An 18,559-nucleotide genomic window follows, 5' to 3' on the forward strand; every position below is an offset into this window, starting at 1 on the left:
GACACCTCTCGATTTTCAAAGACAAAACTTGTCTTAAATTTGCGAAATTGTGGTCTGAATAAACGGTGGCACTTCATAAGTTGTGTCAGGACGTTACATTTTCGATTAAAACAATTATACAATAATATCCCAATAAAACTTCTTGAGATTTAGCCCTATTTTCGGGAAATTTATCCGATAAATATTTCACATTAAATCCGAATTTGAATTGTGGGAGAGACCTCCGATTCCCGATCCCTTTTCCCTTCCATCCTTCTAACTTTCCAACCCAATTGCGGATCCAAAACTTGAATATTAATACTTAAACTTGCTTGGTCTCTTTGGAGAGGCTAAGCAAGTTTAAAATCTATCATACAAATCTTGTAGGTAGCAACTGAGGTTAAAATATAAAAAAACTCGCCTACACTCAGATTGTAGGCGAGTTAGATAGACCCTATTGCATCTGTCCCATACCCTGCATCATCGCAAGCATTTGTATAAGCTGTTTGAAATCACCGAGCGTCAGTAGAAGCTTCGCGCCGATTCCATCCTCTTGGACTTTCGCGGAAAAACCGATGCTATAATTCTCTGGCAAATTCATAAGCATTCCCGACATCATTTGCAGTGCCGCGGCACCATTTGGATCCGCCGACTTGGCGATAATCGGTAAAAGGCTTTTAACCATGGTCATTGGAGAAATAGCAAAAAACAGATTACTCTCCACGCCTAAAGTCATGGCCAATTTTTCATAACTCGGTTCGGCAGAGAAACTGGGCGCGGTACCGGTGCCTGCCTTGTTATCCAGGTTCATCTTTAGGAGTTCAGGGCTGCCCATCACCATAAACAGGTAATCATCAGTAAAAGCATAGTACCACTGCCATTCCTGTGGCATCAACCCAGCAGCCTCGGGGGGCATCGTTCCGAAAGTGCTACCGAAATTCGGGAAGACGTAACTTTTAATCTCAATGCCATTATGCATCATGGGTTCACCTTGATGCGCCCCTTTGTACATGTCCAGATGAGCACCATCACCAATCATGTTTCGAGCTAATGCCATTGCGTCTTGGAGTTGTTTAAGTAACGCCTCTTCCATGTAGGCTTTTGCCGTTTGTTTATCTCTCAACTCATAGATAACCAAATAATCCGGGATGATACTACTACCAAAATTGGCGGAGAAAGCCCATTCCTCACCAAGAGCCTCGTAAAAGTGTTTCATCTGTTTGGTAAGGGACGCGAGTCTTTCAGCGTGTTCCGGGTCGGAGTCTTGTGCAAGCATTTTCAGCCAGAACATGCTCATCTCAATCATCAGTTCCGGTTTCCCCTGAAAAGCACCATTTGTAAATGTCGGACTTGGGAGTTCGCCAAGGAGGGTCAACTCATCAGGAGTCATCTCTTTTAACGCGTTCTGGATTTCGCTGTTGCTCTTGAATCTCAGAAATGGAGCGAGTTTCACATCGGTTCCTTCTACTTCAAGCGTCGCGCTCAGAGATTTTAGCTGCTCGAGCAAATCTATCACGCCAACGAATATACTTTCAAAGAAGGGGGCTGCTGCCATAGCTGCAGGATCGCTTTCGAGGCTGTCCTTCATCGCTTCCGACTCATCCTTAAGTGCTACACCCAGCATAGGTGCGATTGATTCAAGATTAAAGTGAACTGTGAGTTGTGAAGTCCCCGCTGAAATGTCGGCAAGGAATGTTCTATAATCTGGATGGGTTGTGATGGCAGGCTTTGTTTTGTTGTAGGTATCAATGACGTGTTCACAGGTTTCTGCAGACCGAGAAAAAACGAGGGTGTTGTCTATGATAGCGAAGCTACCACCGCCTCCAGCCGCATTCCAATAGGTTACACCGTTATATTCTATTGGAGCAGTCCCCTCACTTTCGGCGTCAATCACCTGTTTCATAGCTGCAGGGTCTATCAGATGTACGGTTGCGGAGAGGTCTGGTGGGTTCAATGAGGTCATAAAGATAGCAAAATCTTGGTTCATATCCAGTCCGATTTGCTCCAATTCAGCGAGATTTTCAAAGCCAGCACCAAAGGTATTTGCCAAGATTTTTGCGATTACTTCTGGGTTTTCAGCGGTCGGCATCAATTCCATCGCCAACATGTTAACCCGGTTGTTTAACTCGTTCAAACTCGGACAGTAAATAATTCCATCTGTGTGTTCCGGTATCAGATGTAGCACACTGCTGCTGGGAATCTCCGCCATCGGCATTCCTTCTTCATCTTCAACTTCACGATGTGTTTCCTCTTCAGCCGCGTGTGGTTTTTCGTGTGCTTCTTCCGAAGATTCGTTGTGTTCATCAGAATCAGAATCGTGCTCTACGACATCTGATTCTTCGTGTTTTTTCTCTGATTCTTGTTGTGTTATAGGTGTTTCAGTGGTGATCGGGGTTGGAGGGGGCTCTTTCGCGCTGCAACCAACAAAAATAAACACCGCCAGTAGTGCTAACGCGATGATGGGTAAAGGCAAATATTTCTTCATTATTAATTTCTCCCGAGGCGTAGGACAACCTATCGGTGTATCCACACCAGATGTATAGTGCTAATTTTAGGTTTTTGATATTTTTTCTTGAAGTGCATCAATTTCTTCATTGGAAGCCAATACGCCGATTTCGACTTCATAATGCCTGCGACCACCAGGTTCAATATATTGTAGGGTGCCACGTTCACGTTCTTTTGCCCTGCCTTCTACTCCACAATTTGATGGTTCTAAACCAAAGACATAACTGCCTTCACCGCACATCTTCCACTGAACAAAGTGCGGAAACTGGGTCTTGTGGTAGCGCACCGATACACCGATACCTTGCCCATTGTTAAAATTGCGGTTTACAAGCGCGACGTGGATGTGGTTATCAATATCGGGTTCCATTTCGTGGTAGAAAGCCTGCTCTTGGAAATCGACAGTTGGCGGTTCACAGAGATTATAATTGTTTAAATTTGCGGCAGCTTCTTCGTCACGCGGTGTGACCTGTGAGGAGGGGGCAAGCAGTTCACTGTCTTGCGTAAGAATTGGAAATCCAACATTAATATGGAAGAGGTACATGTGTGGTGAGTCTTGGTATCCCAAGTTTTCGACGATATCCTCAATATGCAACGTACGTGACCCTAATTCGGTCCAAATTCTACGGGTGCGAATGAGGTTCTCACCCAAAGCGGCGGTTTCTCTCACTTTGCCCTGCGCCCATAGCATATAGCGCTGTCCTTCCCATCGACTGTCCACCCAAACGTTCTTGGCAGGGATATACGAGGCTCTGCCGTGCAGTCCTAATGCCTCATCGTCATCTTCGCCGGGTACACCGACTTGTCGCATACCACAAGTTGTCAGCAAGCCACCATAGAAACCCCGTAGCCAACCGAGCCCATCGGGTTCATAATGGGCGGGACTGACATCCCCTGTACTCGAACGCCAACAGAGCGGGATACCCTGATATTCTGCATAAGAAACATCCAAACCACGACTCGGCAGCACTGTAAAATTAAGACCACTACCGGTTCGGAAGTCGATAGCGTCAACGCCCTTTTCGTTGCCGTCCGTGAGTTGGTACATTTTGGCGTGGGCAATTTGCGATACATCTCCGACATGGCGAAGCAGTTGCATTCTGTCATACGTTGCTCCATATAAGTTTATCAAATCGAGGTTCCCCTTTCTGGCGCAGCTTGATCGTTTCGATTCAAGGGCGTTGCCTTCAAGCTTATATTAAGAAGATAGATCAAATTTTTTGCATCCTGTTCCTGAAATGAAATTATAGCACACATCCAAAAAAAAGGCAAGATTTCGTTTCAGTATTGGTAGAAATAATCACGCGATGTTGCCCTCTGTTTAGTATCATTTTTGATTGTTCTGAATCCGATTTTGTGTTACTCTTAATACTAATTACCGAAAACCTTGAATTGGGAAGAGACGTGCGGTTTCACCCATGATGCGTACACTCCTATACGATTAAGACTTACGCATGATGCGATAGATCGCATCACTACGAACAGAAGGAACTTTGAAGGATACCGTTTTTCAAAAGGAGCATGGTTCGTAGTGGCGCAATTCATTGCGCTTTGCGTAAGTCCTGACGATCTTAAATTGAGGTCAATCTACATGTGATTTAAGAGGAGATTCTCCGTGATTGAAACTATGAGAAGCGAGATTGAACAGATTGTTGAACAGGCGTGTGCCGCGGATACGAATATTTTCGGTTACGATATTTGGACGCATCATATCCTACCAGTCGTTCAAAATGCAAAACACCTCGCCCCACGCTTTGATGCTGATCCCGAAATTATGGAACTTGCGGCATTACTCCATGATTACGCCAGCATAAAGGACGAGGCACTCTATGCCGGCCACCATATTTACGGTCCGATTGAAGCGGAAAAACTGCTCAAGCGTTTCGGATATCCAGAAGAAAAAAGAGAAGCCGTCAAGGACGCGATCGCAACACATCGAGCAAGTGTAACGGTTGAGCATCGGAGGGCAGAGGGAGAGTGTCTTGCCAATGCTGATGCCATGTCCCACATTGAACAAGTGCCTTCGCTCTTATATTTAGCCTACGTTCATCACGGAATGGGAGTTGATGAAGGAAAAACATGGGTTAAAGCAAAACTACAACGAAGTTGGCAGAAACTGCGAGAGGATGTCCAAGACATTCTTAGAGACACATACGAAGCCGCGCTGAAAATACTTTGACGAGAGATTTGATATAACCCTTTTCAAGGAGGTTTCACCAATGAAGGGCATTGTCTAACAATCCCACTGCTTTAGCTGTGGGTCCAACCCAGTAACGCTCGTGCGGGAGTCAAAAAAGATTTGACAGTGTCTATAAAATGTGGTATAGTTATAGTATCTCGTAGGCAAGCCTTACAAGCGTAGCCGCAAGGTTGCGGGCTTGCCTCCCACTTGTAAGGGGATAAAATGCGGGATACGAGATAGACCTAATGGCAATTATATCAGATAAAATAGCGTTAGATGCTACAGACGCGCAATGCAGGTGGTTTTCACAACAATGTGGTTATGCCCGTTTTGCTTTCAATCACGCTTTAGAGGACTATAACAACGAACCCTGTCACTGGCAGGAACTCAATAAGCGTTTCAATATAGCAAAACGTGGTATTGATTGGTCAAAAGGCATGGATCAACGTGCTGCCGTGTTTGGCATAAAGAATCTTGGGGATGCTATCAGTCGTTGGAAAAGCGGTCAAAACAGGAGACCGAAGAAAAAGAGACGCAGAAACAGTCAGTCGTATAGCACCGACCCGAATACAGTAAAAGTAGAATGGAAACGTATCAAGTTGCCCAAAATTGGGTGGGTGCGTATGTATCAGAAGTTGCGACATAAGGGTGAGATTACAAAGATAACCCTATCAAGGACAGCACATCGTTGGTTCGTCTCTATAACGGTAGATACAGGTAAACCGAATGTTCCACGAGACACACGTGGACTCCCTGCTATCGGTATAGACGTAGGTATCAACTCACTGGCGACACTTGATACAGGTAAGCAATATCCGAACCCAAGACCGCTCAAAAAGTATGAGAAGAAACTTAAGCGTGAACACCGTAAGTTGAGTAAGAAAATGTTTCTATCCAATAACTGGTTCAAGCAAAAGCGTAAGGTCGAACGTATCCACTATAAGATTGCTTGTATCAGAGCGGACGCTCACCATAAAGCGACAACAGAGATAGTGAATATGGCGAGCGTGATTGGAATAGAGACGCTCAAGATTACAAATATGCTCAAGAACAAGAACCTTGCCAAAGCATTATCAGATAGCGCATTAGGCGGATTTCTTGAGAAACTTAAGTCTAAAGCAGAAACACTGGGGATACCCGTTATTCAAGCCCCACAATTCTATGCGTCCAGCAAAACATGTAGCAACTGCGGGCATAAGAAAAAAGAACTCTTATTATCAGAAAGAACCTATGATTGTACCGAATGTGGTTCTTCTATAGATAGAGACGTAAACGCTGCGATAAACCTAAAGACCCTCGCCGTCGGGCAGGCGGAGAGTCTAAACGCTTGTGGAGTTTAAGTAAGTCCTCCACAAGCAGGAGGCATTCAACTATGAAACAAGAACGGAGGAATCCCACTGCTTCAGCTGTGGGTGGTGTCAAAAAAGAACAGATTGTTTCGCGCAACCCAAAAGTGATGAATGGAGCCTTAGTTTTCACGGGGACTCGTGTGCCAGTCGAGATTTTGATTCAACATCTAACGGCAGGCGATTCACTTAAGAAGTTTCTTGCTGATTTCCCAACGGTATCTCAAGAACAAGCCGTGGCTTACCTTGAGATGACATTAGAGGTTGCTGATGCGCGTGTTGCTTGATGAAAACCTACCGCATCAGCTGCGAGAATTATTTGAAGACAATATAGAAGTGATCACAGTAAGTTATCGTGGTTGGAAGGGTAAAGAGAATGGTGAACTGTTGAGAATTGCGGCGAATGAGTTTGACGTTTTCGTCACAATGGATCAAGGCATTCCCAATCAGCAAAACTTGAGCGAAATTAAGATTGGGATTATGGTGTTAGAAGCGAAGAGTAACCGTTTCGAAGACCTTGTACCGTTGATTTCCGAAGTCAATACTGTGCTGAAAATAATCAAAAATGGGCAAATTGTGCATGTAAAATTTTGATAAATCATTACTTAAATGAAGATAAATCCACTCACCGACTACGAATGTACGAGTCCTATGACTGATGACATGGTTCACTGGTTTCTCGATCTTTTCGATGAACTCAGTATCAAAGTTTGGATTGATGGCGGTTGGGGTGTTGATGCGCTATTGGGTGAATGTACGCGAGAACATCAAGATCTGGACATCATGATCTCATGGGATGATTCAGCAATACTCACCGAGGCACTCTCGGCGCGAGGCTTTGTTGATGTTCATACCGACGACCATAAGGATCGAAACTTCGTGATGGGACATCGATTGCATGGCAGGATCGACTTTCACGTTATTGATCTTACCGAAGGGAGTGGGGCAGTCTACGGTCCCGGTGAGATTGATTGGGTGATCTCTGAATCGGAATTGAACGCTGTAGGGACTATCGGTGGGAGGGAAGTCCGGTGTCTGTCGGTGGATTACCAAGTGCGTTCGCACACTGGATATACGCTAACAAACACAGACTTCGCCGACCTGCGCGCGTTGCACGAGAGATATGGGGTTAAGCTGCTCGCTGAACAGATGAGATCGTTGTCAGTGTAGATGCGGTAATAGAAGAGTAACAACACCGGCAATCATCAGCCCGATAGACCACAACAGATCCATGTTAAACCACGCTTTACGGAGCAGGGCAAGTCCTACCACCTCGTAGACGATAACCGCCACGATCCCCATCACGACGAAAAAACTGAGGGTATGTACCCCGACAGCGGATAGTAACATCACCGCGTTATCCGCCATGCTTGCAGGAGCGTGGTGCATGTGCCCTGATGCCTCGGCAGCGGGCATGCGTAACAGGAGCGGTGCCAGCATCAAACCCGCGCCGTGCGCGGATGCCATTAGGAATGACCAAATTGTTAAGTCTTTGAAGTTAACACGCATTCCGACCCATTTCGGATGCCGTGCGCGGAAAAACTTGTACACGCCAAAACCGAACAACACTGTTGCACAGGCGATACGAAGGACTCCTTCCGGGAGTTGTTGCTGTGCTAAAGCGATGACGAAAACTACAACTGCGATGGATATCGCGTGTCCGAGTGCCATTGGAAAGAGCGCACCGATAACAGCACTTCTCCGTTTTTCCTGCATGCCCAACGCGACCGCAAACAGCCATCCCATCCCCGGATTAATACCGTGAAATACGCCGAGAAGAGTGTAACTTAACCATGAAACAGTATCCATAAAAAATATCTTTCCATCCATAATATGAGGGTGCCGCAAGAGAACTTGCGCACCCTCTTTTAGACGCGTATTTAATGGCATACACGCTTGAAATTCATAAATACCATTAATTCTTAGGGATAACAAAAAGTATCAGAGGAACTATCGCCACCTTGCAAGCGGATCTGATGTGCGCGACTGTCGCCGAAACCTACGAAGAAATCAGGGTCCAATTCCAGACCACCATCTTCTACGTTCACATCCGCCTTCACCATCCATCCCTTCGCACTATCGGGGTAGAATTGATTATCCCATGCAACGTAGAGGGAATTGGTGAAGTAAAGACGCTTGCCATCTCGACTCAATTCAACCATCTGTGGACCACCACCTACAGGTCCAGCAGCCGGATGCGGATGCGATTTTGTAATCCCGCCTATTTCGAGAGTCCCTGTGTGTTTCGGATTAAACGGATCAGATACGTCGTATTGCAACATTTCCCCGGTACCCCAACAAGAGACATACAGGAACCGGTCATCCAATGAGAGGATGTGATCAGTAACAAGCGCAGGTATCATCCCAATATCTTTTAAGGCAGGTGGTAAGGCATCCGGATTGTCAGGCACCTGTGCGGGAATATCAATAATCTTTTGAATGCCCCAATCGTCTCCATCTTTGTACCACGTCCAAATGGAACTCGACAGATCGTTCATATTAAGCACGGCATTGACAAACCCATACGCCTTGGTTGGATCATGTGCTGGACGTAACTCCAAAATCATCTGATAATCGTCGCCCAAATCCAACGTCTGGATGTTCTTCCGATGCCGAATGTCCCAGATATGGATCTTATGTCCGAACTTGCGCTCACCTAAATCTTCAAGGCTTACGCCGTTTTCAATCATCGCCGGGGTTCCCCACTCACTGGTAACGGCAATGTCGTAACCCAAGTGCCACCAGAAATCGTAAGAGAGGGATTGAGAACCGCGTTCCACTTCCCACTGCCCCAGAATATTGAAGTTGTAGTGATCCATGAGGAAGACACCGCCAGGCCCTTCCTCCGAACCGGCTGAAGCCAAAGCACTCACATAGATGCCTTCGGGTCCACAATGCACTGTATGCGGACGGGTATATCCGGATCGGTTTTCAACTTCATCAGCTGTCAAAGTTTTAACAAGCTCGGGTGACTTCGGGTCGTCTTTGATATCAAGAATATAGATGTGAGACCCGCGCAATGCTGGCACGACGAGATAGCGGCGTTCTACATACGGATGCGGGGCATACGGACAGAGGGCTGCACTACAGGCGTTCCACCCAAAGTGGTGGATTTCGTCGCGAACCCCAAGCTCCAATCTATTAATAATCTGTCCATAAGTATCAGACGCTTCGTTGAGATCCACAACACACATAGCGTCGGGTTTGCCGTCATCACGAGGCGCAGCGACATAAGCGAGTTCTTCGGCAGGTGCTTCAATCGCCATTTTGGGTGATGGGTAAAAAGTTGGGTCAGGTTTCCATTGTTGTAACAAAGTTATATCTCCTTTTTTCTTTTTTTACTGTGACATATTTGCATCATTTTTCGCGCGGTCAAGCCAACCCGGAAGTCTAATATCTTCGGATAACTTCCACGCCGTCAAATAGAGTGAAGCCGTCCAACGCACCGATTCACGCGCTCGATCATTTGTGAAATCAACCAATGCGGGGGTCGGGTCTTTCAAGTTTTGCCAGTCACCGGCAAGTTCGTAAACGCCGTCTACTAAACTGAATCCCGCTTGAACCTGTTTTATTATTGCTGGCATTAAATCACCAACGGCTTCGATCTGTTGTGCCTTCGCGAGTTCCGCTGGATCCATTTTCAACATCTCAATTGCTGAATCGACTTTCTCATGGATACCGGCGTGCAGGCGTGTTCCGTCCTCTTGCTTAATCCCATCAAAATGAATGGTTAGGTGCAAAGGTTGACACATATCTTGGGCATAGTGCGCGAGGAAGCCAGCATAGAGAAAGCATTTATGCTGAATCATCGGATTGTCGGGCCATTTGCGATACTCTGCGAAAGCGACAGCGAGTCGTTCTGTCCATTCCGCGAGTGCGTAGGGCAGTGTGCCGATGGTTCGCGGTGCAATCCCTAACTCTGCACATAATTTAATATGTGCCTCGCGCCCCTCTGGAATCGGGTGGTCTTTTAGCAATTCTATATCAATGTAGTGTTCGCCGTATTCAGCCTGCCTTGCGTGTGGTGTGCCACGCTCTTTGGATATGTCTGGATCGTAGACACAGTGAGCGACCATTTTTTCAGCAGATCGGAAAAATTCGGGCATCTCTTCGGGCAGTGCTTTGACTGCTGCTTGTGTGAGGATATCGTGTCCGCCACCCCACCATGCCCACGCAGGGGTGGTAAGGAGTATTGAAAATAGAATAAGGATATTATAGAAACGTTTCATAATTCTCCTTTTGTTGTTAGTCTACCGCCAGATATTCTGCAGGACTCGCTTCCTCCCATTGGAACTGGAGTTCGGCGGTCTCATGAGGCTTAAACGATGTCGCAACTGTCTCTACAGCGGGTCCGACGATGTCGATTTTGTCAAGATCTGCGATGCCATAGCCCATTTCATTTGCGTAATGGAACAGCCCAATCTCTAAGGGTTCAAAACCCATCGCTTTTGTCGTGGCTGCGTCAGCTGCGAACACATCTCCGCTCGCAATCGCGATCCCGAGGGGAACAGAATCGGTGCCACCGGGTCCATTGCCTTGTAACCCAACGGTACCATCAACAATAGCGATATCGGGTTTAAGGTGACGTGAGAGACGAAGTAGGTTGATATTGAGCGTCTGCGCTTCGCGTGGAAGCACTCGATCTGCGTGACTGTGGTAGCCGTGCATTTTTATCCGATCTTCCTTATGCAAGGTACCCATAATCATATTCTTCATGGCGAGTGTCACTACACCAGCATCGTGTGTTTTCGCGATAGCAACAGAGATCGTGCAGGGGCAATCGAGGACTATCTTCGGCATCCGCACAGTATCTTCGTTACGTTCAGCAAGAAAAACCGTGGTTTCTACCCATTCGGTTTCCTGATGCAAATCCACGAGTCGGATCGGTAGATCGTACTCGGCTTGAAGTGCCTCATACCCGAAAACTTGGAATGCCTCACCGGAGAACGCTTCATTTGCGCCCTCAGCAACAATTATCTCTTTTGGCGGATGTGGAGTACTCAGCAGAAAATCAATCGCCCCGCGCATGGCATCAACGTGCGATGAGGCGAGTTGATTCGTGCTGGAGAGAAAATTCGGTTTTAACAGGACCTGCTCACCGACTTTTGGTGTAAGTTCATCCCGTATATTGTCCAACGCCTCAAAAACGTTAGAGCGTCGCCTGCCGGTTTTGGCAAGCCCAACTTTCGTACCCATCGGTCCCTCCTTACCTTATTGCTTATTGTTAGTGTCCTAATCCTCAATGTTCTTCACCAAATCAAAAACCCAATTTTGACAGGTGTCCCTACCCGTTACTGGGAGGGGAAAATCGGGACAGGAACCTAATTGTTAAAAAATCAATCAAGAATTTGTCGTAGAAATCCCTCGCGTTTTTCTAATAATGTGTTCGCGTCCGTTGGATTCAGTCCTTTCGCGAGCATTACAATGGCGAGTTTGGCGCGACCGTCTGCCCGTGCTAATGCTTCCTCAGCCACCGCAGCATCAACCCCAGTGACGGCTTGGACAATTCGGATGCTCCGCGCCACCAATTTCGTGTTAGAGGCGTGGACATCTACCATCAGGTTGTTATAGATCTTACCGAGTTTAATCATAGAAACAGTCGTCAACATGTTCAGAATCAGTTTTGTGGCTGTTCCTGCTTTCAATCGGGTTGAGCCAGCGATAATCTCAGGTCCGACAATGGGTGTTATGAAATGCGTTACCCAGTCCTTCGATTCCTCAGGCGGTGGAACACAGCAGAGGAATATGGTTGTCGCGCCAATGGTGTGTGCCTCCCTCAAAGCCCCTATAACGTAAGGGGTTTGTCCACTGCTTGCAATTCCAACGAGCACATCTTGTGATGTGAGGTGTCGCTCTCGGACAGTGCGTGCACCGCTTTCAGGCTTATCTTCTTCACCTTCTACTGAACGACGTAACGCAATGTCCCCACCGGCAATTATCCCTTGGACCATCTCTGGCGGCGTACTAAAGGTCGGTGGACATTCAGAGGCATCCAATACCCCAAGTCTACCACTCGTGCCCGCGCCTACATAAAATAGCCTGCCACCGGTGCGGAATGCAGCAACACATAATTCGATAGCGTGTGCAATCGCTTCCGATTCTGCTTCTACTGCCTCAATCGCTTTCCGATCTTCTTCGTGAAAAATTCGGATGATTTCTGACGTTGACTTCAAATCAATATCAAGAGAATTCAGGTTTTGCTGTTCCGTTGTTTTAATTATACCTTGCGGATTTTTTAATTATGCCTTGCGGGAGAACTATGTGCATTAAAACTTTAACGTGCGCCCCTTAAATCCGCCCTCCATTTTATTACGGGCTAACGTTTTTGAAATTTTTTAAAAACGGAAACCTATTGATCTGACCCAGTGCCCTTCTATAAACTCGCTTGTGCTAACAACACAGCACCATACGCAGGCTCATGTTTTGGGAGTTGCACCGATGCCTGTGGTTGAATCCTCGCAAACCGGTGGCGGAGTTTATCAGCGAACATCGTTTGATGAATAAGGTTACCACCACTGAGAACAATATCAAACGGTTCTGTGAATTCCAGCTGTTCAATTACACTCACTGCGGCACAAACGAGTTCATCAGCAGCCTTGTCAACAATACGTTCTGCAACCGCGTCCGCTGTTCGGGCAGTATCAAACACCGCCTCTGCCAACTGGGCAATTGTATCTCGACTCGCGGCATGCACCCAGCGAATCAGTTCGCTCGGTTCGTTGAGTTCAATTCTATTGAGGATTTGATCTGTCAAGTCGGTTTGGACATCTCTGCCATCAGCGGCACGGGCAACGGATTGGAGTCCTTTTATAGCAACGTCGTAACCGCTCCCTTCGTCTCCAAGGAGATATCCCCAACCACTCGCGCGTGCTTCTCTACCATCGGTGTTGATGCCGTAGACAATCGCACCCGTTCCAGAGATGACAATGACACCTTCCTGTTTCCCCGTGCCACCCACGAGAGCGATATGTGCGTCGTGGGTCAAAATCCGATTCTGATAGATGCCAAGTTCGTCACAAATCCGTCCAATCACTTCTCGGTCTGCCGCGCGTCCCAAACCAGCCATACCCAAACAGCACCGGACAGCACTTCCTGATGGAACGCCTGCTTTTTTGTAAAGTTCCGCGATGAGGTCTTCCAAAACTGCTTGCGTTTTCGCTTCGCCAACGACGTGGTAGTTTGCGGGTCCTGCTTCCGCTTGTGCGAGGCGTTGCCCCGTTCCTGTTGCCAGAATACCGATCGTTTTCGTGCCGCCGCCATCAATTCCAATGATGTACATGATACTTTGGATAATACCTCTATGATAACTTGACAATTCGGCTTACATCCTCTATAATGTAATTTACACGATTTAGCAAATAGTTGCAATAAAATTTTTATCGGTAGGTGTGTCAAAATGCAGAATAAAAACTACATCGCGCTCATGATTTTATGTGGAAGCCTTGTGTACCTCGGTTGCTCCCAAGATACGGTGCAATTTGAATGGCGACAACTTGAAAGCGGGACGGGTGAGCATCTTTACGGCGTCCATTTTATAGACACGAAACACGGATGGGCAGTCGGCACTGGTGGAACAGTGCTCTCTACGGTTGACGGTGGAAGTTCTTGGAAAGCCGCTGCGATCTCGAAGGACACACTGACGCAGGTTAGTTTCGCGACGCCAAACAACGGTTGGACTGTCGGCATTGGACAGGTGCATTACACGGGCAGCGGGGGTGCCTCATGGAACTTGCAACATCAAGCACGCGGCACCGGTAAGACCCGACCCGGCATCTTGGATTTACATTTCGCTAACACGACGCATGGCTGGGCTGTTGGCGGAAAAGGAACAGTGCTCAAAACAGAAAATGGTGGAAGCCGTTGGGAAAATCAAAGGGATCTGTCAGATAAACACTTATGGAGTGTATATTTTGTTGATCCAGCACACGGATGGATTGTTGGCGAAGAGGGTGAAATTCTCCATACCCAAGATGGTGGAAACCGATGGATTCAACAGCGAAGTAACGCCGAGCAGCCTTTATTCGCTGTCCATTTTGTAAATGTGACGCACGGATGGGTTGTTGGGACAAACGGCTTGATTCTCCATACCATTGATAGCGGAATGACATGGGTTCGGCAGAGAGTCCCTGTAAATCAGACCCTACGCGACATCGCCTTCCGAGACGAGAAACGCGGGTGGGCAGTTGGTGAAAAAGGTCTAATCCTCCATACAACAGACGGCGGCAATACGTGGAATCGCTATCCCACACCGGCTCAGCATAACTTGCAGGCTATCTATCTTCAGAAAAATGCCGGTTGGATTGTCGGTGCGAAAGGCACTATCCTGAGAGGGCACTAAGACTGAGTTTTTATGTCCACAATTTGTGAATCCAAATAGAGAGACATAGCACAATTCCACTGATAGCAATCGTATTTTGAGTGATCGGTGAGCAACGGGTCCAAGCGTTTTTTAACCACATCGGAAAGAATGCCGATCCAATAGCCAATCCAATAATTAAATAAGAAAACGGATGGTAACGCCATGCGTCTGCGAAATGTCCGTGTGTTAAAACAATACATGCCCGCGTCATTCCACACCCAGGGCATGGAATATCGGTTACTGAATGAAGTATACACGGAACCAATGAGACCTCTGCTGGTGACATTCCTGAAATTGTGGTGTAAATCCCTACTACACCCAATCCGATAAGAAAGAAACGAGCGAGAAATATATGGTTAAACATTAAGGGGTTCTTTCGTAGAGTTTGTTGATCTGGTACTGTTGAATAGCGAGTGAAGCAACACCAATACCGAAAATCGCTAACAGAACGCAAATGATAGGCAGGTTTGAATCAAATGCCAAATCATTATCAGCCTGAACTTTATTGATGCCATTTGCCATCTTGTACTCATAATAGATACCGAAGATGCCGCAAGTAATAATCGAAAGTAAAAGCCAGAGCCAAAAAGAGTACTCATCCCGCCTCAACCAAGCATTAAGTGTTGCCATCTGTTTGTATTGCCAGTAAAGCCCATAGATACCACAAGTAATCAAGCTTATTAAAATTCCAATCACGATCCCTCGTCTACCTTCGGACTCCGGATACGGGTGTTGATTAAGCATAAAATCCTCCATTTTGTGAGAACACAAAATTTGTTAAGAGTGTTTCCTCAAACAGCACTATTTTGATTGTCTGCTGCCATAAGACAAGCGAAACTGACTTTCCTACAGGACGTTATCACACGGACTATTCACGCGGAAGCGAAACTGTATCCAGGACGACGATCTCACCAGCAATGATCTTTGCTTTCAGCGATTCAACAGTCGTTATGATGTCGTCCGAAAGTAGTGATTGGTTATGTTCATCGACGGCATAACTCACACCACCATCTTTGAGTCCGAAATATCGGATCCCTGCCATAAAATTGTCCTCAGCGGTTTCGCGGATGATGCGCTGTACAGAAGCCGAAATCTCTTTTGTCATACTTGTCAAGACAATCCCGGGGGCAAGGTGGTTACCGTTGGAGTCAACCCAAATGATGAACTTTTGCTGTTCTTGGGCGGCTTCAAGTACTCCTTGACCCGACCCGCCGGCAGCGACATAAATCACATTAATACCGTTTTCATATTGTGCCAGTGCCAATTCTTTCGCTCTATCCGGTTGTCCAAAACCGGCGACACTCTCGCTAATGTATGCTACGGAGATTTCGGCATCTGGATTGATAGCTTGAATCCCAGCGACCTAACCCGCTTCAAATTCGCGTAACAACGGAACATCCACTCCACCAATATAGCCGATTTTACCGCTTTCCGATTTTAAAGCCGCAATTGCCCCGACCAGAAATGAACCTTCGTTGGATTTATAGTTCACAGAAGCCACATTTGGAATGTCAAGAACAACATCAAAAATTGCAAATTTGACATCAGGAAATTCCGGTGCTACACGGGCAAGCACGTCTCCCATTTGATAACCTGCTGTCAAAACAAGTTCTGAATTTTGTACTGCATCTCTTAGGAGCATTTCGGTAGCGATCGGATCGTTTTCCATACCGTTTACTTCAATTAGCGTAATTCCAAGTTTTTCCTCTGCAGCTTTTACACCGATATGGAAGGCATCACAGTAAGCCGCCGAACCAACGCAATCGCTCGGATATACCATGGTTACACGAAGCGGTGCTACATCTGTTTCACTCGGTGACTCAGTGAGAATGACATCTTGAATTGCCTCGCAACCACAGATTAAAAGTAACCCGAATGCTATAAAAAAGTATTTGCTAAAAATGCTAAAATTTTTCACATTTTCTCCTAAAAAGTATGCTGCAAGTATGAAGTTAAAAAATTATGTCGTCAATGGAACTGACCCATCCGGATTTCACAGGAAACGTTCCTCACAAATCTGATATGGATCATTAGTATAAACGCGGTAGATGACACGTCCCGAAAAATCAAGCATATCTTTCATTTTGTCATAAATAGCTGGATGGGATACACGTTGTAAAGCCGAATGACGTGCGACCCACTCGGTTTCTAAACTCTCGTCACTCGTGGTCAATTCGCCAGAGACGTAATCTCCTAAGAAACCAAACGCCAATTTAGTGGGTGTTTTGATGTTGGAGTAGACACCAACCAGCGGCCCAATTGATGCAGTGATACCTGCCTCTTCTTGAATCTCGCGTTGTAACGCTTCAATAAGGTTTTCACCTTCTTCAACTTGACCACCTGGAAATTCCCATCCACGGCGCGGACTCCGTATGAGCAAGATTTTACCGTCGGAATGACTTATCAAACCAGAAGCAGCAACAATGTGTTTTGGATGGTTCATTTTACAAGACCTACCCTTACAGTGTGAAGAAAATGGGTCTACACGCTATACACCTATTGCATACCCATCGCGCCGTGGATCGGCGCCCCCCATAAAACTTCCTTCCGTTGGATCAAAGGCAATACCCTGACCGCCGCCGACAGTTGCAGTCCAATCGGGCAACACTTCTACCTCATGCCCGCGTGCTTCCAATGCCGCACGGACAGCAGCAGGAATACGTCCCTCCATACTGACATGCGTTCCGGGATTTATCAAGCGAACGCGCGGTGCTTCAATCGCCGCCTGAATGTTCATCCCGTGTTCAATCAGGTTCAACACCATCTGTAGTGTCGTTTGAAGAATACCGTGGCTTCCCGGTGTGCCAATCGCAGACTTGGCACGGCGACATACACATCTCTATCCGTTTATGCGGTCCAACGGCGTTGGGACTCTCTGGAATTCTGTCGAACCAGTTCATAAAGTTGTTGAGAAACATTCCCGTTGAACCGAGAATTACGCCTGAACCGAAGGGTTGTCCAAGACTCTGCGTCACAGCGACGATATTGCCCTCTGCATCAGCAGTGTCAAAGTGGGTTGTACATTCGGTCGTCCAGTCGTCAGCTACGATCTCGCCCGGAAGTTTGTCCTTGGACCAACGCTCACCACCGCTGACTGCAGCCTGTTCACCGATGCGTTCGCGTTGCGCACGTGCGTAGTCTTTGGATAACAGCCGTTCAATCGGTGGGTTCGGACGCGGGGCGTATTCGGCTCTATCCGCACTTGCTAACTTAATCGCTTCAATCAGTAGATGTAAGTATTCTGGGGTGTTGTGTCCGAGTTCACCGAGGGCATCGTCTTCCAGAATATTCAGGGTCTCTAAGTACTGAAAACCGGAACACGGCGGGGGTGGGCAGTAGACTTCATAATCTTTGTAGGTAACAGAGATCGGTTCCTGCCACTCTACTTCAAAGTCAGCCAAATCCTTTTCGGTAATCAGCCCATCGGTTTCTTCGGAGAAACGGACGATCTCTTTGGCAATGTCGCCGCGGTAGAAGGCCTCTGCGCCACCTTCGGCGACCTGTCGGAATGTGTTCGCCAAATCCTTTTGCACCAAAACTTCGCCGGGGTGTGGTGTTCTCCCTCGTGAGGCGATAACCTCTTCAGCTCTTTCAGAGAAATAGGGGCGGGCACCTGCGATGAATTCGGCATTCTTGACGGTGACGGCGTATCCATTTTCTGCCAATTCAATCGCTGGCGTAAAGATGTCCAAGTGATCCATACTGCCGTAGCGTTCTAAGAGTGCGAGCCATCCGCCGCAGCCACCCGGCACCATACCGGCACGAATACCAACCTGCTGGCTTTCGAGGGTCGGATAGACATCCAGTGTCGCCGCGTAGGGGGCAGTCCCCAGATAATCTATCACACGGTGTGTTTTTTCCTTCGCATTATACAGCAACATGTACCCATTGCCGGCAATACCCGACATATAAGGTTCAACGACGTTGAGCGTTGAAGCGACTGCGACTGCCGCATCAAACGCGTTGCCGCCAGCGAGCAACATACGTGCCCCAGCAAGACTCGCAAGCGGATGTGCACTTGTTGCCATTCCGCGTGTACCTGTTACCGTGGAACGGTGCGTTGTGCCATAAGATGGAAATGCCATGCGTATCTCCTTGTTTTTTTCTATAGTAAGTTTTATGGCAGATTTTAGAATCGGCGAGGTTACAAACCTCGCCTACCTATTTGAGGTATAAGTCTCCGAAACCGGT

The 18,559-nt window shown here is 47.1% G+C and carries 20 protein-coding genes and 1 pseudogene; 6 read left to right on the top strand and 15 right to left on the bottom strand.

The features are described 5' to 3' along the window. Positions 1 to 433: 433 nt before the first annotated feature. Positions 434 to 2,464 (bottom strand): DUF3352 domain-containing protein, encoded by a 2,031-nt coding sequence (locus tag J4G07_15645; GenBank protein ID MCE2415425.1) that lies wholly within the window; start codon positions 2,462 to 2,464, stop codon positions 434 to 436. A gap of 66 nt (positions 2,465 to 2,530) precedes the next feature. Continuing rightward, positions 2,531 to 3,613 (bottom strand): aldose 1-epimerase family protein, encoded by a 1,083-nt coding sequence (locus tag J4G07_15650; GenBank protein MCE2415426.1) that lies wholly within the window; start codon positions 3,611 to 3,613, stop codon positions 2,531 to 2,533. Positions 3,614 to 4,096: 483 nt separating this feature from the next. Between J4G07_15650 and J4G07_15655 the strand changes: the two genes are divergently transcribed. The 5 genes from J4G07_15655 to J4G07_15675 all read left to right on the top strand — a co-directional run bounded on the left by J4G07_15655 (position 4,097) and on the right by J4G07_15675 (position 7,179). Next, positions 4,097 to 4,660, top strand: a complete 564-nt coding sequence (locus tag J4G07_15655) for an HD domain-containing protein (GenBank protein MCE2415427.1) — start codon at positions 4,097 to 4,099, stop codon at positions 4,658 to 4,660. Positions 4,661 to 4,908: 248 nt separating this feature from the next. Beyond that, the gene (locus J4G07_15660; protein ID MCE2415428.1) at positions 4,909 to 6,003 is read left to right on the top strand and encodes a transposase; all 1,095 of its coding nucleotides are present in this window, start codon (positions 4,909 to 4,911) and stop codon (positions 6,001 to 6,003) included. 32 nt (positions 6,004 to 6,035) lie between these two features. Further along, a complete protein-coding gene (locus J4G07_15665) occupies positions 6,036 to 6,296 on the top strand; it encodes a DUF433 domain-containing protein (protein ID MCE2415429.1) in 261 nt (86 codons plus the stop codon). Then, positions 6,286 to 6,603 carry a DUF5615 family PIN-like protein gene (locus J4G07_15670; GenBank protein ID MCE2415430.1) on the top strand — a complete coding sequence of 106 codons (318 nt, stop codon included), beginning with the start codon at positions 6,286 to 6,288 and terminating at the stop codon, positions 6,601 to 6,603. Before J4G07_15665 ends, J4G07_15670 begins: the two co-directional genes overlap by 11 nt. A gap of 15 nt (positions 6,604 to 6,618) precedes the next feature. Next, positions 6,619 to 7,179: an amino acid transporter gene (locus J4G07_15675; GenBank protein ID MCE2415431.1), complete on the top strand. Its 561-nt coding sequence runs from the start codon at positions 6,619 to 6,621 to the stop codon at positions 7,177 to 7,179. Here the strand turns inward: J4G07_15675 and J4G07_15680 are convergent. The 6 genes from J4G07_15680 to J4G07_15705 form a co-directional block, all read right to left on the bottom strand. Continuing rightward, entirely contained in the window at positions 7,171 to 7,818 is a 648-nt protein-coding gene (locus J4G07_15680; protein ID MCE2415432.1) for a hypothetical protein, read from the bottom strand. The genes J4G07_15675 and J4G07_15680 overlap by 9 nt on opposite strands. Positions 7,819 to 7,931: 113 nt before the next feature. Continuing rightward, positions 7,932 to 9,275 carry a selenium-binding protein gene (locus tag J4G07_15685; GenBank protein MCE2415433.1) on the bottom strand — a complete coding sequence of 448 codons (1,344 nt, stop codon included), beginning with the start codon at positions 9,273 to 9,275 and terminating at the stop codon, positions 7,932 to 7,934. A 72-nt stretch (positions 9,276 to 9,347) separates the two neighbouring features. Further along, a complete protein-coding gene (locus tag J4G07_15690; protein MCE2415434.1) occupies positions 9,348 to 10,238 on the bottom strand; it encodes a hypothetical protein in 891 nt (296 codons plus the stop codon). A 16-nt stretch (positions 10,239 to 10,254) separates the two neighbouring features. Continuing rightward, positions 10,255 to 11,205, bottom strand: a complete 951-nt coding sequence (locus J4G07_15695) for a DUF362 domain-containing protein (GenBank protein MCE2415435.1) — start codon at positions 11,203 to 11,205, stop codon at positions 10,255 to 10,257. A gap of 140 nt (positions 11,206 to 11,345) precedes the next feature. Beyond that, positions 11,346 to 12,230 carry an N-acetylmuramic acid 6-phosphate etherase gene (gene murQ / locus J4G07_15700; protein MCE2415436.1) on the bottom strand — a complete coding sequence of 295 codons (885 nt, stop codon included), beginning with the start codon at positions 12,228 to 12,230 and terminating at the stop codon, positions 11,346 to 11,348. Positions 12,231 to 12,382: 152 nt separating this feature from the next. Further along, complete coding sequence (locus J4G07_15705) at positions 12,383 to 13,288, bottom strand: ATPase (protein ID MCE2415437.1); 906 nt, start codon at positions 13,286 to 13,288, stop codon at positions 12,383 to 12,385. 117 nt (positions 13,289 to 13,405) lie between these two features. Between J4G07_15705 and J4G07_15710 the strand changes: the two genes are divergently transcribed. Further along, positions 13,406 to 14,347: a hypothetical protein gene (locus J4G07_15710; GenBank protein ID MCE2415438.1), complete on the top strand. Its 942-nt coding sequence runs from the start codon at positions 13,406 to 13,408 to the stop codon at positions 14,345 to 14,347. A 10-nt stretch (positions 14,348 to 14,357) separates the two neighbouring features. Here the strand turns inward: J4G07_15710 and J4G07_15715 are convergent, their stop codons facing one another. From J4G07_15715 to J4G07_15745, 7 genes and pseudogenes are all read right to left on the bottom strand, one after another. Beyond that, positions 14,358 to 14,732, bottom strand: a complete 375-nt coding sequence (locus J4G07_15715; protein MCE2415439.1) for a DUF2752 domain-containing protein — start codon at positions 14,730 to 14,732, stop codon at positions 14,358 to 14,360. Continuing rightward, positions 14,732 to 15,112, bottom strand: coding sequence for a DUF4234 domain-containing protein (locus J4G07_15720; GenBank protein MCE2415440.1), 381 nt, complete (start codon positions 15,110 to 15,112; stop codon positions 14,732 to 14,734). Before J4G07_15720 ends, J4G07_15715 begins: the two co-directional genes overlap by 1 nt. A gap of 124 nt (positions 15,113 to 15,236) precedes the next feature. Next, positions 15,237 to 15,722, bottom strand: a complete 486-nt coding sequence (locus J4G07_15725; GenBank protein MCE2415441.1) for a BMP family ABC transporter substrate-binding protein — start codon at positions 15,720 to 15,722, stop codon at positions 15,237 to 15,239. A 9-nt stretch (positions 15,723 to 15,731) separates the two neighbouring features. Continuing rightward, positions 15,732 to 16,286 carry a BMP family ABC transporter substrate-binding protein gene (locus J4G07_15730; GenBank protein MCE2415442.1) on the bottom strand — a complete coding sequence of 185 codons (555 nt, stop codon included), beginning with the start codon at positions 16,284 to 16,286 and terminating at the stop codon, positions 15,732 to 15,734. 75 nt (positions 16,287 to 16,361) lie between these two features. Beyond that, positions 16,362 to 16,811 (bottom strand): NUDIX hydrolase, encoded by a 450-nt coding sequence (locus J4G07_15735; GenBank protein MCE2415443.1) that lies wholly within the window; start codon positions 16,809 to 16,811, stop codon positions 16,362 to 16,364. Positions 16,812 to 16,856: 45 nt separating this feature from the next. Continuing rightward, positions 16,857 to 17,186 (bottom strand): annotated as a pseudogene (locus tag J4G07_15740) (gamma-glutamyltransferase). Continuing rightward, complete coding sequence (locus J4G07_15745) at positions 17,113 to 18,453, bottom strand: gamma-glutamyltransferase family protein (protein MCE2415444.1); 1,341 nt, start codon at positions 18,451 to 18,453, stop codon at positions 17,113 to 17,115. Before J4G07_15745 ends, J4G07_15740 begins: the two are co-directional and overlap by 74 nt. Positions 18,454 to 18,559 lie beyond the last annotated feature (106 nt).

Source organism: Candidatus Poribacteria bacterium, from assembly GCA_021295715.1.
GTDB lineage: Bacteria > Poribacteria > WGA-4E > WGA-4E > WGA-3G > WGA-3G.